The organism is Rhizobium sp. BK060 (genome assembly GCF_014193145.1).
GTDB lineage: Bacteria > Pseudomonadota > Alphaproteobacteria > Rhizobiales > Rhizobiaceae > Rhizobium.
In genome coordinates, this window is the sequence record NZ_JACHYW010000037.1 from 40,630 (window position 1) to 56,196 (window position 15,567).

The following is a 15,567-nucleotide window of genomic DNA, read 5'->3' on the forward strand; positions in this document are numbered from 1 at the left end:
ATGGACGCAGATGGACGGCCGGCGTCTTCTCGGCGCAGTCAGGCTGCCTGTTTCCGTGGCGTGATGCAACTGCGCCTTTCGGGCGGTTGGAGCTCCGACATATAGTCCCGGCTGAATGCTTACGGGGCCGGTGCGCGCCGTCAGGTCATGAACAGCGATTTGAACTGCGGAGGCTGGCAGCGGAGATATTGATTGGCGGCCTTCACCTTGCCGCCGAGTTTTGCTGCAGCGTGCCAGGGCCAACGAGGATCGTAGAGCACCGCGCGGGCGAGAGCGATCAGATCGGCATCGCCGGTAGCGACAATAGCCTCGGCCTGTATAGGCTCGGTGATCAGGCCAACTGCGACAATAGGTATATCGACGGCAGATTTGATCGCACGTGCAAGCGGCACTTGGTAGTTGGGCGCGACAAGAATCTGCTGGGCCGAATGCAACCCTCCGCTCGATACGTGGATTGCATCGCACCCCCTTGATTTGAGATTCTGGGCAAAGGTTATGACTTGGTCGATGTCCAGGCCGCCCTCCACCCAGTCTGTCGCTGAGACCCGCATCGTGACAGTTCTGTCGGACGGCAAGGCCGCTCTGACGGCATCGAAGACTTCAAGCGGAAACCGCATGCGGTTTTCGAGCGAGCCGCCATACTCGTCGGAACGGTGATTGGATAGCGGCGATAGGAACTGATGCAGCAAATAGCCGTGCGCGCCATGAATTTGAACGGCATCGATGCCGATCCTTGCTGCGCGTACGGCCGCGGCAGCGAAGGCGTCCCGCACGCGCTTCAGGCCTTCCTGGTTCAGCGCCGTCGGCGGCACATAGTTGGGATTGAAAGCGATCGCCGATGGTGCCTGGGTCTGCCAGCCATGCGAATGATCGGGTGGGAACTGCGCGCCACCGCGCCACGGAACCTCCGTGGATGCCTTGCGGCCTGCATGGGCAAGCTGAACGGCAATTGGTATATCGGACCAGCGGCGGATGGCTTCGAGAGTGCGGGCCATCGCCGCTTCGGTGGCATCGTCGTAGAGCCCGACATCCGCAAATGTGATCCGCCCTTCGGGAACGACAGCCGTCGCCTCAATGGTCAGCAACGCCGCGCCCGACAAAGCCAGCTGGCCGAGATGGATCATATGCCAATCGGTCATGCAGCCATTTTCGGCAGAGTACTGGCACATCGGCGCAATCACGATCCGATTTGCAAGCTCAACATTGCGGACGCGAAACGGGGTGAACAGTACGGGTTGTGACAAGCTTGATCCCCTCTAAAATACGGACGCAAGGCGGGACGGGCGCCGGTTCTTCTGTCGTCCTGATATGCTAATGAACGGTGCCGGAACGGAGGCCCATCGTCAGCCTGAATTCGATCTCTGCGACGATTTGAACGGCTTCCTCGACAATTTCATCGGCGACCGGATTGGCTGCTTCGGCCACATCGTCAAGACTGTCTCGCAAAAGTGCCTGCACCCGCGTCATCGCCACGCAGAGCTTCGTGTTCTCGTTCGCATTGGCAAGAGGTTTCAGGATTGCCATCAGTCCTTCTAGGTGCACCAAGCTCCGCCGGCGCTCAGCGTGGTTCATTTCGCGCAAAACAAATCGCTCCCTATGCTGTCCTGTCTGCGTCAAAGGTGAAGGCCGGTGGGGGAATTAGCGCCGCGCCCACCCACTTCAAGGATAGCCATCCGCCTTCGGCGCCAGCACGCCGCCATTCTCCGTTCCACACCTTGCCACCCCCCCACAAACTCGCTAAGAGACGCGGCAACTTGGGCCCTTGGGGCGCAAGGCTTTAGAAGGGTTCCAGAAACTCCCAATTCCTGGCTCTTCGGCCGTGCGGTTCCGTGTGGGGCTCGTGATGCCGGGTCTGGCTTTGGTCTCTCTCGGCACTAGGTCGTGGTAGAGGCATATGGCACGCATCGTAATGAAATTCGGCGGAACCTCCGTCGCTGACCTGGACCGCATCAAGAACGTTGCCCGCCATGTGAAACGTGAAGTCGATGCCGGCCATGAAGTGGCGGTCGTCGTATCCGCCATGTCCGGCAAGACCAACGAACTGGTCGGCTGGGTGCAGGGAACGCCGAAGGTCGTTGGCGCCAATTCGCCGTTCTACGATGCGCGCGAATATGATGCGGTCGTCGCGTCGGGCGAGCAGGTGACCTCCGGATTGCTCGCGATCGCGCTGCAGGCGATGGATATCAACGCCCGCTCCTGGCAGGGCTGGCAGATCCCGATCCGCACTGACAATGCCCATGGCGCCGCGCGCATTCTCGATATCGATGGCTCCGACATCATCAAGCGCATGAGCGAGGGGCAGGTGGCCGTTGTCGCCGGCTTCCAGGGCCTCGGCCCCGACAACCGCATCGCGACGCTTGGCCGCGGTGGCTCCGATACGTCGGCGGTGGCGATCGCCGCTGCGGTCAAGGCCGATCGCTGCGATATCTATACCGATGTCGACGGCGTCTATACGACGGACCCGCGCATCGTGCCGCAGGCACGCCGCCTGAAGAAGATCGCCTTCGAGGAAATGCTCGAAATGGCTTCGCTTGGCGCTAAGGTTCTGCAGGTGCGTTCCGTGGAACTCGCTATGGTGCACAAGGTTCGTACCTTCGTGCGCTCCTCTTTCGAAGATCCCGATGCTCCGGGCATGGGTGATTTCCTGAATCCGCCCGGAACGCTGATTTGTGACGAGGATGAAATCGTGGAACAGGAAGTAGTCACCGGCATCGCCTATGCCAAGGATGAGGCTCAGATCTCGCTTCGCCGTCTTGCCGACCGGCCGGGTGTTTCCGCGGCGATCTTCGGACCGCTGGCCGAAAGCCACATCAACGTCGACATGATCGTCCAGAACATTTCCGAAGACGGCTCGAAGACCGACATGACCTTCACGGTTCCGTCGGGCGATGTCGAAAAGGCGATCAAGGTTCTCGGCGAGAACAAGGAAAAGATCGGCTACGACGTCGTTCAGAACGAATCGGGCCTGGTGAAGGTGTCGGTCATCGGCATCGGCATGCGCAGCCATGCGGGCGTCGCCGCCACCGCGTTCAAGGCACTGGCCGACAAGGGCATCAATATCAAGGCCATTACCACGTCGGAGATCAAAATTTCGATCCTGATCGACGGTCCTTATGCGGAACTCGCTGTCAGGACTTTGCATTCCTGCTACGGTCTGGATAAGAACTGATTCTGAACAGGCTTGCCGCGCGTTCAAGTTGAAAAGTCACGCGGCTGTTGGCTGTGGGACTTTGATGTTTGTTTTGGAGCTTGAGACGCAATGAGAGACCTTTCGGGCGGTCCGCGCGTGCTGCTCAAGCGGCTGCGCGAGTTGATGGCGGAGCCGCTGGAGCCGCAGGAGCGTCTCGATCGGATCGTTCGCCAGATTGCAGCTAACATGGTGGCGGAGGTGTGCTCCGTCTACGTGTTGCGCGCCGACGGCGTTCTCGAGCTCTATGCAACCGAAGGTCTGAAGAAGGAAGCGGTCCACCTGTCCCAGCTCAAGATGGGCCAGGGTCTGGTCGGCACGATCGCCGCATCGGCGCAGCCGCTCAATCTCTCCGACGCGCAATCGCATCCGGCCTTCCGCTACCTGCCTGAAACCGGCGAAGAGATCTATCATTCCTTCCTCGGCGTGCCGATCCTGCGCACCGGCCGTTCGCTCGGCGTTCTGGTCGTGCAGAACAAGGCAAGCCGCACCTATCGCGAAGAAGAGCTCGAAGCGCTCGAGACGACCGCGATGGTGCTTGCCGAGATGATCGCCACCGGCGAGCTCAAGAAGATCACCAAGCCCGGCCTCGAACTCGACCTGACACGTTCGGTGACCATCGACGGCGACACCTATAACGAAGGTATCGGCTTGGGTTACGTCGTGCTGCACGAGCCGCGTATCGTCGTCACCAACCTGCTGAACGAGGATTCCGAGAAGGAAATCCGCCGTCTCAGCGAGGCGCTCGGATCGCTGCGCATCTCGATTGATGACCTTTTGTCGCAGCGTGACGTTTCGATGGAGGGCGAGCACCGTGAGGTTCTCGAAACCTACCGCATGTTCGCCTATGACCAGGGCTGGGTGCGCAAGCTCGAGGAAGCGATCCGCAACGGCCTGACGGCGGAAGCCGCGGTCGAGAAGGTGCAGAGCGACACCAAGGCGCGCATGATCCGCATGACCGATCCCTATTTGCGGGAGCGGATGCACGATTTCGAAGATCTCGCCAACCGGCTGCTGCGGCAGTTGACCGGCTATACGGGCCGCACCGCGGGGGATGGTTTCCCGAGCGACGCCATTATCCTGGCGCGTGCGATGGGCGCGGCCGAGCTACTGGATTATCCGCGCGCCAATGTGCGCGGCCTGGTGTTGGAAGAAGGCGCGGTGACGAGCCATGTGGTGATCGTCGCGCGTGCCATGGGCATTCCCGTTATCGGCCAGGCGGCGGGCGTGGTGGCGCTTGCCGAAAACGGCGATGCCGTCATCATCGATGGCGATGGCGGGCATGTGCATCTTCGCCCCATGCCGGAGCATCAGCGTTCCTACGAGGAAAAAGTACGGTTCCGCGCCCGTCGGCAGGAGCAGTTCCGGGCGCTGCGCTCCGTCGAGCCGCGCACCAAGGACGGGCAGCGCGTGTCGTTGATGATGAATGCCGGGCTGCTGGTCGATTTGCCGCAGCTTTCGGACTCGGGCGCCGAAGGCATCGGGCTGTTCCGCACCGAGCTGCAGTTCATGATCGCCTCCACGATGCCGAAGGCGGAAGAGCAGGAGCTGTTCTATCGCAACGTGCTGAAGCAGGCGGCCGGACGGGTCGTGACGTTCCGCACGCTTGATATCGGCGGCGACAAGGTCGTTCCCTATTTCCGCGGCCATGAAGAAGAAAATCCGGCTCTCGGCTGGCGGGCGATCCGCCTGTCGCTCGATCGTCCGGGTCTGTTGCGCACGCAGCTGCGCGCCATGCTGAAGGCGGCGGCCGGCATCGAGCTGAAGCTGATGGTGCCGATGGTGACCGAGGTTTCCGAGATCGCTGCGGTGCGTGAGCTTCTGCAGAAGGAAGTGCAGCATCTCTCCCGCTTTGGCCATGGCCTGCCGCGCAAGCTGCAGTTCGGCGCGATGCTGGAGGTGCCGGCACTGCTCTGGCAGCTCGACGAACTGATGTCGGCGGTCGATTTCGTCTCGGTCGGCTCGAACGACCTGTTCCAGTTTTCGATGGCGGTCGATCGCGGCAATGCGCGCGTTTCCGACCGCTTCGATCCGCTTGGCAAGCCGTTCCTCAGGATCCTGCGCGACATCGTGCGGGCGGGCGAGCGCAACAACACGCCGGTGACGCTGTGTGGCGAGCTTGCCGGCAAGCCGATCTCGGCAATGGCACTGCTCGGCATCGGCTTCCGTTCGGTATCGATGTCGCCGGCGTCAATCGGTCCGGTGAAGGCGATGTTGCTCGGTCTCGACGCCGAGGCGCTGGCAAAGGTGATGAACGAGGCGCTTGACGATACCAAGTCAGCGACCCCGATGCGTGACGTGCTTGCCCACTTCGCCGATGCTCACAATATTCCTCTTTAGTTCAAGACAAGCAGAATCGGAGTGAAGGGTGGCGAAGCTTCCCGTTGAAAAGATGCGCGAGCTGGAACGCCGTTTTGGCGAGATCGAAGCGCGCATGTCGGCTGGCCCCTCGGCCGATGTCTACGTCAAGCTCGCCTCCGAATATTCAGAGCTGCAGCCCGTCGTTACGAAGATCCGCGCCTACGAGAAGGCAATTGCGGAGCTTGCGGACCTCGAAACCCTGCTGAATGACAAATCAGTCGACCGCGAGATGCGCGATCTGGCCGAGCTGGAGCTGCCTGAGGTGAAGGAGCGGCTGGAAGCGCTGGAGCAGGAAATCCAGATCCTGTTGCTGCCGAAGGACGCGGCCGACGAAAAGAGCGCGATTTTGGAAATCCGCGCCGGAACCGGTGGTTCGGAAGCCGCACTCTTTGCCGGCGACCTGTTCCGGATGTATGAGCGCTATGCCGCCGCTCACGGCTGGAAGGTGGAAGTGCTGTCGTCGAGCGAAGGCGAAGCTGGCGGTTTCAAGGAAATCATCGCGACGATCACCGGCAAGGGCGTGTTCGCCAAGCTGAAGTTCGAATCCGGTGTCCATCGCGTCCAGCGCGTGCCGGAAACGGAAGCGGGGGGCCGCATCCATACCTCGGCCGCGACGGTGGCGGTTTTGCCGGAGGCGGAGGAGATCGACATCGAGATCCGGCCGGAAGACATCCGCATCGATACGATGCGCTCCTCCGGTGCTGGCGGTCAGCACGTCAACACCACCGACTCCGCGGTGCGCATCACCCACCTGCCGACCGGCATCGTCGTCACCAGCTCGGAGAAGTCTCAGCACCAGAACCGCGCCAAGGCGATGCAGGTTCTGCGCTCGCGGCTCTATGACGCCGAGCGTCAACGCGCCGACAGTGAGCGTTCTGCCGACCGCAAGAGCCAGGTCGGCTCCGGTGACCGTTCCGAGCGCATCCGCACCTACAACTTCCCGCAGGGGCGGGTGACGGACCACCGCATCAACCTGACGCTCTACAAGCTCGACCGGATGATGGTCGGCGAGATCGACGAGGTGGTTGACGCGCTGATGGCCGACTATCAGGCGAGCCAGTTGGCTCAACTCGGCGAGCAGCAATGAGCATGAGCGGGAAACAGGCCGAGCCTACGGTTTCCCAAATGCTGGCTGAGGCTCGGCGTCGCTTCACCGAAGCCGGCATAGAGAGCGCTGCCGCGGATGCTCGTGTGCTGGTCGCAGGGCTGCTTGGACTCTCGACGACTGCTATCGTGACGCGCGGTGGCGAGACCGTCGCCACGGAGCAGGCGGCCTTGCTCGAGCAAGCGATCGAGCGCCGGCTGGCGCATGAGCCGGTTCATCGCATTCTTGGCGAACGCGAGTTCTATGGCCTGCCACTATCTTTGTCGGCGGAAACCCTTGAGCCCAGGCCCGATACGGAAATTCTCGTCGATACGATGCTTCCTTATCTGCGCGATCTTGCAAATACCGAGGGCCGTATCCATATCCTTGATCTAGGAACCGGAACCGGGGCGATATGCCTGGCGCTATTGAGCGAATGTCCGGAAGCGTCAGGCGTCGGCAGCGATATATCGACCGATGCGTTGAGGACGGCGAAATCAAACGCGGAAAGAAACGGATTACAGGATCGCTTCGAAGCCATTCGGTCCAGCTGGTTTGAAAACATCCACGGCGCGTTTCATGCGATTGTCTCAAATCCGCCCTATATCGCTTCTAAGGTTGTTCACACTCTCGCTCCCGAAGTGACGAAATTTGATCCACCTGCCGCACTGGATGGCGGCGCGGATGGGCTTGACGCCTACAGAACCATCGCCAAGGATGCGGCAAGGTTCATGCAGCCGAATGGCGTTGTGGGACTTGAGATCGGCTACGACCAGCGAAGCGACGTGACAGACGTTTTCGAGGCTGAAGGCTTCAAGCTTCTGGAATCCGTAAAGGATTACGGCCAGAATGACCGGGCGCTTGTGTTCGCGCTCAAGTGATGCGCGGCAACCCAAAGCATTGAACAGGACATTGGTGTCATTGCGAAGAAAAGGCTTGGATTTCCACGGGAAGCAATATAGGTTGACCCCACGCGTTGGAGAGATAGGACAGAACGACGAGTCGTTCGATACTAGCTCGGCCTAGGGGGTCCGCTCTTTTAAACGAGAGCTTCAAAGGTTGAACACGACCCAACGCGTGAATCAGTCAAACTGACTTGAGAACAAGCGGCAGGTTGGCGCGAAGGCGCAGTATGCTTGCGGCACGAGGGCCCTGAGCCGGTGAACCGGCCACGGCGGTTGGTGCCATAACTCCACAACAAACAGAGAATTCAGGTGAACGATCTATGAGGCCAGGACAGCAGAACAAGCGCGGTCGCGGGCGTGGCAACAACGGCGGCGGCGGTGGTGGAAATAACAATAACAACAACTTCAACCGCAAGGGCGGCAATCCGCTGACGCGGACTTATGACAGCTCCGGCCCAGACGTTAAGATCCGTGGTACCGCGCAGCATATCGCTGAAAAGTATGCGCAGCTCGCTCGCGACGCGCAGAGCTCGGGTGACCGTGTCATCGCCGAAAACTACCTGCAACACGCCGAACACTACAATCGCATCATTGCCGCCGCACAGGCGCAGATGCAGGAGCGCTTTCAGCGCGACGACCGTAATGAATTCAGTGAAGGCGCCGAGCGCGAAGGAGACGACGTCGAGGGCATCGACAACGACGACGTCGTCATCGTCCAGCCGCCGCGTCAGCAGCACGAGCATCAGCAGCGCCGTTCGGACGAGCAGTCGCAGCGTCGCCGCGATGAACAGCCGCGTCGCAACGACGAGCAACCTCGCCAGCCGCGGCGTCAGGAACAGCAGCCAGCTCCGGTTGAAGCCGTTGCTGTAGCGCCGCAACCCGAAGTCATCGATGGCAGCGGTCCGCAGCCGGAGATCGAAGGTATCCCGGTGGAGGTTTCGATGGACGAGGAAAGCGCCGCAGGCCAGCCGCGCGAACGTCAGCCACGTCGCCGCACTGCCGGCAGCCGCCCGCGTCGTTCGCGTCGCGCTGCGGAAGGCGAGGCTCAGGATGAGGGAGAAGCCACTTCCGGCGAACCGCCCGTCCTGGTAGACGTCACCTCGGATTAATGGATTGCACTTGCCCTTAGGAAGACGTGGGGCCCTCCAGGAGAAGTGGGGAGTGAATGAGAGGCCGTCCTGGGACGGCCTCTTTTTTGATGTCTAACGGCCTTTACGGTCTTGGCATCTCGTCTGGCATTGTCGCCGGATCCTGACCGCTGCCGCTTTGCTTGCCGGTCAGCTGGCAGCCCGCATCTCCGTCTCCGGCTTCACATTCTGGTTCATCCTAAAAAGGTTCTGCGGATCGTAGTGCTGCTTGATCGCCGCTAGGCGCCTGTAATTGGCACCATAGGCCGCTTCAACACGATCGGCTTCATCCTCCGGCATGAAGTTGATGTAGGCAGTGCCGATGGCATTCTTCTTTGTCGCCTCAAAAAGCGCGCGCGCCCAACCGATGCAAGTGTCATCCATCGACTTCTCACGCCAGCGTGCATGAACGTTCATGACGAAATGCGAGTTTCGCTGCGGGAAGGCCGTGGCCTCCACGGGGATGCGGCCTGCCGCGCCGCCTACATGGCCAATGAAGATTTCGCACTCCGGACCGGGAAGCTTGCGTACGGCGTCGAGAAGTATCGCGATCGTCGCGTCCGAAAGCTCGGCGAAGTCCTGGCTCTTCCAGTAGTTGCGCGCACCCGGTGTCAGCAGCGGATCGAAAGCCTGCTGCCAGGCGGCGAAGGGCATCGGAGCGACGACGTCGGCGATCGGACGACCGATGGCGCGAAGCTCGGCGGTCGCTGCCTTTCCCTTTTCGACGTCGCCGCAATAGCACATGGCAAGCACTACGATTTCCTTGCCATGCCATTCTGCCGGCAGGAAGGGAAGCGGTGGTGCTCTGCGCATGACGACCCAGCACGTCAGTTCGTCAGGCGCGGTTTCGAGTGCCTGGCGATATTGCTTGAGCACAGTATCTGCATCGGCGAAGGGATGAACGACCAGACCCGCGAGGACATCTCCAGGCAGGTCGTGAAGCCGGAATTCGAAGGAGGTCACCACACCGAAGTTGCCGCCACCGCCGCGCAAGGCCCAAAAAAGGTCCGGCTCCTCGCGTTCACTGGCGCGCATGAACTTCCCTTCCGCTGTCACGACGTCCATCGAAATGAGGTTGTCGATCGTCAGTCCAAATTTGCGGGTTAGCCATCCAAAGCCGCCACCGAGTGTCAATCCCGCGATGCCGGTCGTGGAGTTGATGCCGGTGGGCAGGGCAAGCCCGAAAGCTTGCGTCTCTCCGTCCACGTCGGCGAGTGTCGCGCCCGGCTCAACGCGCAGGCGTCTCGTGCCTGGGTCAACCCTTACCGATTTCATCGGCGACAGGTCTATAACGACGCCGCCTTCGCAGACGGCATTGCCGGCGATGTTATGCCCCCCGCCGCGAACAGCCAGCAAGAGTCCATTGTCGCGCGCAAACCGAACTGCTCTCATGACATCGGCTGCGCCAGCGCAGCGCGCGATAAGGCCGGGGCGCCGGTCGACCATGGCATTCCATATAGCCCGCGCCGCGTCGTAATCTGCATCCTTTCCACTCAGCAACTTGCCGCGCAACCCTGCCGCAAGGCCTTCGATGACTACGTCTTTCACTAACGCTTGACCCTTTTTGAGGGTCGTGAGGTTCAGGTCGTCCATGATTTCCTCCCCAAGGCGAGATAGCGCGTTTCCGCCGCGGCATCTTGCGCTCCGCGCCCGCCATTCACAAGCGGTAGCTAATATGCGGTAGGCCGAGAAGCGCGGCGACAGCTTCCATCAGGTCCTGGCGTTTGATGTCGTGGTTTTTCGCCTGGTAGCCTCTTTAAACTGTTAAAATCCTCCACCATATCCAGCCAAAGTTCGTCGGCCGCAAATCCCGACCGCGGCGGAACAATGGGCTTGCCATTTAAGGGAGCTCAATCTCAGTCATCGGCCTGTGCCTTATGAGGGCAGGGCGATTCATGGAGGTACAGTATGAATATTGAAAAATACTCCGAGCGGGTGCGCGGTTTCATTCAATCCGCCCAGACCCATGCGCTTGCGCAGGGGCACCAGCAGTTCACCCCCGAACATGTTCTGAAGGTGCTGCTTGACGACGATCAGGGCATGGCCGCTTCGCTGATCGAGCGCGCAGGCGGTGACCCGAAGGCTGCGCGTCTTGCCAACGATGCCGCACTTGCTAAGCTGCCGAAGGTTTCCGGCGGCAACGGGCAGATCTATCTTGCTCAGCCGCTTGCCAAGGTTCTTTCGACTGCTGAAGAGGCAGCGAAAAAGGCTGGCGACAGCTTCGTCACCGTCGAGCGTCTGCTGCAGGCATTGGCGATCGAGTCTTCGGCGTCGACGTCTAGCACGCTGAAGAACGCTGGCGTGACTGCGCTTGCGCTCAATCAGGTGATCAACGAGATCCGCAAGGGCCGCACGGCCGACAGCTCGAATGCCGAACAGGGCTTCGACTCCTTGAAGAAGTACGCACGCGATCTGACTGGCGAGGCTCGCGAGGGCAAGCTTGATCCCGTCATCGGCCGCGACGACGAAATCCGCCGCACGATCCAGGTTCTCTCGCGCCGCACCAAGAACAACCCGGTGCTGATCGGCGAGCCCGGCGTCGGCAAGACCGCCATCGTCGAAGGTCTTGCGCTGCGTATCGTCAACGGCGACGTGCCGGAATCGCTCAAGGACAAGAAGCTGATGGCGCTCGACATGGGCGCGCTGATTGCCGGCGCAAAGTATCGTGGCGAGTTCGAGGAGCGGCTGAAGGCCGTACTCAACGAGGTGCAGGCCGAGAACGGCGAGATCATCCTGTTCATTGACGAAATGCACACGCTGGTCGGTGCCGGCAAGGCGGATGGGGCGATGGACGCCTCCAACCTGCTGAAGCCTGCGCTTGCCCGCGGCGAGCTGCACTGCGTCGGTGCGACCACACTCGACGAATACCGCAAGCATGTCGAGAAGGACCCGGCCCTTGCCCGCCGCTTCCAGCCAGTCATGGTCGAGGAGCCGACGGTCGAGGACACGATCTCGATCCTGCGCGGCCTCAAGGAAAAATACGAGCAACACCACAAGGTCCGCATCTCGGATTCGGCCCTGGTCGCGGCTGCGACGCTTTCCAATCGCTACATCACCGACCGCTTCCTGCCCGACAAGGCAATCGACCTGATGGACGAAGCTGCTGCGCGGCTGCGCATGCAGGTGGATTCCAAGCCTGAGGAGCTGGACGAACTCGATCGGCGCATCATGCAGCTGAAGATCGAGCGCGAGGCGCTGAAGAAGGAAACCGACACGGCATCCGCCGACCGGCTGGTGCGGCTTGAAACCGAGTTGACGGGTCTTGAGGAAGAGGCCGATGCCCTCACGGCCCGCTGGCAGGCGGAAAAGCAGAAGCTTGGCCTTGCCGCGGACCTAAAGAAGCAGCTGGACGAAGCACGCAACGAACTCGCGATCGCACAGCGCAAGGGCGAGTTCCAGCGTGCCGGCGAGCTGACGTATGGCGTCATTCCGGAACTGGAAAAGAAGCTTGGTGAGGCCGAACAGCAGGATAGCGATCGCAGCGCCATGGTGCAGGAGGTCGTGATCCCCGACAACATTGCGCATGTCGTCTCTCGCTGGACCGGCATCCCGGTTGATAAGATGCTGGAAGGCGAGCGCGACAAGCTGCTTCGGATGGAAGACGAACTGGCGAAATCGGTGATCGGTCAGGGTGACGCGGTTCAGGCCGTTTCGCGTGCGGTGCGCCGTGCGCGTGCCGGCTTACAGGATCCGAACCGACCGATCGGCTCGTTCATCTTCCTCGGCCCGACCGGTGTCGGCAAGACGGAGCTCACCAAGGCGCTTGCCCGCTTCCTCTTCGACGACGAGACGGCAATGGTGCGCATGGATATGTCCGAGTATATGGAGAAGCACTCCGTGGCCCGGCTGATCGGCGCCCCTCCCGGCTATGTCGGCTATGATGAAGGTGGTGCGCTGACGGAAGCCGTTCGCCGCCGGCCGTATCAGGTCGTGCTGTTCGACGAGATCGAGAAGGCGCACCCTGATGTCTTCAACATCCTGCTGCAGGTTCTGGACGATGGCCGCTTGACGGATGGTCAGGGCCGGACGGTCGATTTCCGCAACACGATGATCATCATGACGTCGAACCTCGGCGCCGAATACCTGACCCAGCTCAAGGAAGGCGACGACAGCGAGGTGGTTCGCGAGCAGGTGATGGAGGTCGTGCGCAGTCACTTCCGGCCGGAGTTCCTGAATCGCATCGACGAGATCATCCTGTTCCATCGCCTGAAGCGCGAGGAAATGGGCGCGATCGTCGACATTCAGCTGAAGCGTCTGGTGGCGCTGCTTGCCGAGCGCAAGATCACGCTCGAGCTCGACGACGATGCGCGGACCTGGCTCGCCAACAAGGGCTACGATCCGGTCTATGGCGCGCGGCCGCTGAAGCGGGTGATCCAGAAGTATGTTCAGGATCCGCTGGCCGAACAGATCCTCTCCGGCCAGGTGCCGGATGGATCGACGGTGAAGATCACCAGCGGTACCGACCGGTTGTTGTTCCGCACCCGGAATACCGCGGTCAACGAAGCGGCCTAAGATCCTTCGATCTCAGTAAGAAAATGGCGGCCTCGGCCGCCATTTTTGTGGATGCTATTTGCTTGCCACCTGCGGCGGCGGCTGGTTGCCGAGAAGGGTGTCGATACGCTGCCGCTCGTCTTCGAACTTTGCCAGCGCTTCACCCTTCAACGACTTGCCACCCGGAAGGCGCACGCGCAGGGGATCGACCTTGGTGCCGTTGACGATCATCTCGTAGTGCAGATGCGGGCCAGTGGATTCGCCTGTCGTACCGACCCAGCCGATCACCTGGCCCTGGCGCACCTTGGCGCCGGGAATGATGCCCTTGGCGATGGCGCTCTGGTGATTGTAGGAGGATTCGTAGCCATTGGCGTGGCGGATGATGGTCTGGTTGCCGTAGCCGCCAGAATCCCAGCCCGCCTTTTCGACGGTACCGTTGCCGACGGCGATGATCGCCGTGCCGCGCGGAGCGGCCCAATCGACGCCGGTGTGCATGCGGGCAAAACCCAGGATCGGGTGCCGGCGCATGCCGAAGCCCGACTTGAAAATGCCGTTCGGCACGGGATTGCGCAGCAGGAATTGCCGAATGCTCTTACCGTCCTGATCGAAGTAGTCGATCGAACCATCTTCCGGATCCTGGAAGCGGTAGAAGCGGGTCTGCGTGTCGCCGAAGCGCGCATTCACGTAGAGAAGCTCGGAATCGGCCGTTGCCTGTCCGCTGGAATCGGTGACCGAAAAGAAAGCCTCCAGAGTATCGGTCGGGCGCAATTCCGCCTGGAAATCAACGCTGCTCGCCAGCAGCTTGATAATCAGCGCGGTCATGTCCTTGGTCATGCCGTAGGAGAGCGCAGCACGATAGATGCCGTCATAAACGCGCGGCAGGTTCTGGTTGGACGGGATCGATGTCGAGCTGTCGTCGAAGGCGGTCGTGACCGCATCGATTTGCGGCGGCTCGTGCCCGGCGACGAACCGGTCGTGGTCGTCGAGCGCCACGGTGACAAGATGGCGGGTGCCGCGATAAACGCTGGCGCGGATGATCTTGGCCTGCTCGCCTCTTTGCAGGATGCCGATCCGCAACACATCGCCCTTCGAGAGATCGTCCGATCCGATCATGGGCGACAGATAGGCAGACAGGCCCTTGGCCTGCGGCTCCGGATAGCCCGACTCCGTCATTGTTTTGATGATCGAGGTGTCCTGGCGTACCGGGATGATGTCGTCGGCAAACTCTTCCGTTTGCGGCGTGATCGATTCCGGTGCGGAGACCGTCATGTTCTGCTCGAGGACACGGGCCGTCAGGCCAGCCGTCAGGTCAACGTCATTGTCATCGTTGGAGAAGCGGCGCGGGTCCACATAGTAGAGTGCTGCGACCTGGGCCGCACCGTCGGTCAGGACGGAGCCGTTGGAGCGCACGTTCTCCTCGATCTCGTCGAGGGTCATACCGGCTGCTACCGGGAGATCGGATTTTGCCGTGGGGTAGGCTACCGTTTTCAGACTGACCTCAGACTCCACGTCCGAACCGTAGATCTGTCCGGTGCGAACGTTTGGCTGTGCATCGGGCTCGTCCGCCGAGAAGATCGTCAGCGGGTTGAAGCTTGGATAGTCCTCGGTCGCGACGTGGTTGGCGGCAAGCGTTATCTTCACACGTGCAAAGGGCTGGCGGCGGACAACCTCCTTGTCGCCCTCGTGGACGACGGTCGAGACCTCCATGATCTTGCGGTCCGACGGCTTGGCTGCAATCGCGGAGGCAATCAGGCGGCTGCCGCGCGTCACGTCGGTATCGGCATGCGCCTCGGCATTGATATTGGCGTAAGCCTCGGCAGGGATCGCCAGCTGCTGGCGACCGTCGAGTGCGGCGAAGAGCGCCACGCCCATCAGCACGCTCGATGTTATGCCGGTGAGGAACGTACCCGAAAGCCAGCGCAATGAAACCTCGCGGCGGTCCGGCGCACGTCTGCCATCGGCGAGAAGCGGCGGCTCGTTGCCGAACGAGCGGATCATCATCTTCTCCGTCATCATGGCAGGTGGATCCGCGTCCTTTCGGTGGGCGTCTTCGGGCAAGCTGTGGCTGGCGCCGAAAAGTGCATAGTTTGGCAATAGAAGTCAAATGGGCCGGGTGCGCACACCCAAATCATTCGCCCTTGAGACCATCTGAATGTGAAGATGTGAGGGCGAAGTACCTCGCCATTGCGTTTTGGGACCCTATTTTCTTAGAAATGATCCGGCTGGCCGCGCAATCGCGGAGCCGAGAAGCTGGCCTCGGGAAATCCGCGTTAAAATTCAATGTCATGCAAGAAATCTGGTTTTTTTTGAAAACCGCTGTTGACTTAGAAAAGGGGCAGGGTCTATAAGCCCGATCACTGACGAGGGCGGCGGCGCTGCTGGCGACGAAGTCCTTCGCTCTGAAGTTTCTTT

Annotated in this window: 11 protein-coding genes; 6 read left to right on the plus strand and 5 right to left on the minus strand. The window is 61.1% G+C overall.

The features are described 5' to 3' along the window. Positions 1-140 precede the first annotated feature (140 nt). Together FHT71_RS28295 and FHT71_RS28300 are read right to left on the minus strand one after the other, a co-directional pair. A complete protein-coding gene (locus FHT71_RS28295) occupies positions 141-1,244 on the minus strand; it encodes an NADH:flavin oxidoreductase/NADH oxidase (RefSeq protein ID WP_183722961.1) in 1,104 nt (367 codons plus the stop codon). Between the two features lie 67 nt (positions 1,245-1,311). After that, positions 1,312-1,524, minus strand: a complete 213-nt coding sequence (locus FHT71_RS28300; protein ID WP_037082229.1) for a hypothetical protein — start codon at positions 1,522-1,524, stop codon at positions 1,312-1,314. 370 nt (positions 1,525-1,894) lie between these two features. Between FHT71_RS28300 and FHT71_RS28305 the strand changes: the two genes are divergently transcribed. The 5 genes from FHT71_RS28305 to FHT71_RS28325 all read left to right on the plus strand — a co-directional run bounded on the left by FHT71_RS28305 (position 1,895) and on the right by FHT71_RS28325 (position 8,646). After that, positions 1,895-3,169 carry an aspartate kinase gene (locus FHT71_RS28305; protein WP_007790625.1) on the plus strand — a complete coding sequence of 425 codons (1,275 nt, stop codon included), beginning with the start codon at positions 1,895-1,897 and terminating at the stop codon, positions 3,167-3,169. 90 nt (positions 3,170-3,259) lie between these two features. Then, entirely contained in the window at positions 3,260-5,527 is a 2,268-nt protein-coding gene (ptsP, locus tag FHT71_RS28310) for a phosphoenolpyruvate--protein phosphotransferase (RefSeq protein WP_007790623.1), read from the plus strand. A 28-nt stretch (positions 5,528-5,555) separates the two neighbouring features. Further along, on the plus strand, positions 5,556-6,635 hold the full coding sequence (prfA, locus tag FHT71_RS28315) for a peptide chain release factor 1 (protein ID WP_132594054.1): 1,080 nt from the start codon (positions 5,556-5,558) through the stop codon (positions 6,633-6,635). Next, positions 6,632-7,513, plus strand: coding sequence for a peptide chain release factor N(5)-glutamine methyltransferase (gene prmC, locus FHT71_RS28320; RefSeq protein WP_132594056.1), 882 nt, complete (start codon positions 6,632-6,634; stop codon positions 7,511-7,513). Before prfA ends, prmC begins: the two co-directional genes overlap by 4 nt. A gap of 344 nt (positions 7,514-7,857) precedes the next feature. Continuing rightward, a complete protein-coding gene (locus FHT71_RS28325; RefSeq protein WP_183722963.1) occupies positions 7,858-8,646 on the plus strand; it encodes a DUF4167 domain-containing protein in 789 nt (262 codons plus the stop codon). Positions 8,647-8,814: 168 nt separating this feature from the next. Here the strand turns inward: FHT71_RS28325 and FHT71_RS28330 are convergent, their stop codons facing one another. Then, positions 8,815-10,257 carry an FAD-binding oxidoreductase gene (locus FHT71_RS28330; protein WP_007790611.1) on the minus strand — a complete coding sequence of 481 codons (1,443 nt, stop codon included), beginning with the start codon at positions 10,255-10,257 and terminating at the stop codon, positions 8,815-8,817. Between the two features lie 315 nt (positions 10,258-10,572). Between FHT71_RS28330 and clpB the strand changes: the two genes are divergently transcribed. After that, the gene (clpB, locus tag FHT71_RS28335) at positions 10,573-13,176 is read left to right on the plus strand and encodes an ATP-dependent chaperone ClpB (protein ID WP_183722965.1); all 2,604 of its coding nucleotides are present in this window, start codon (positions 10,573-10,575) and stop codon (positions 13,174-13,176) included. A gap of 54 nt (positions 13,177-13,230) precedes the next feature. On the opposite strand, the gene FHT71_RS28340 is transcribed toward clpB, so the two are convergent. Together FHT71_RS28340 and FHT71_RS31245 are read right to left on the minus strand one after the other, a co-directional pair. Further along, the gene (locus tag FHT71_RS28340) at positions 13,231-15,171 is read right to left on the minus strand and encodes a M23 family metallopeptidase (RefSeq protein ID WP_132594062.1); all 1,941 of its coding nucleotides are present in this window, start codon (positions 15,169-15,171) and stop codon (positions 13,231-13,233) included. A gap of 112 nt (positions 15,172-15,283) precedes the next feature. Then, positions 15,284-15,567, minus strand: a 284-nt coding sequence (locus FHT71_RS31245) for a hypothetical protein (protein ID WP_207911689.1), incomplete at its 5' end; no start/stop codon positions are given.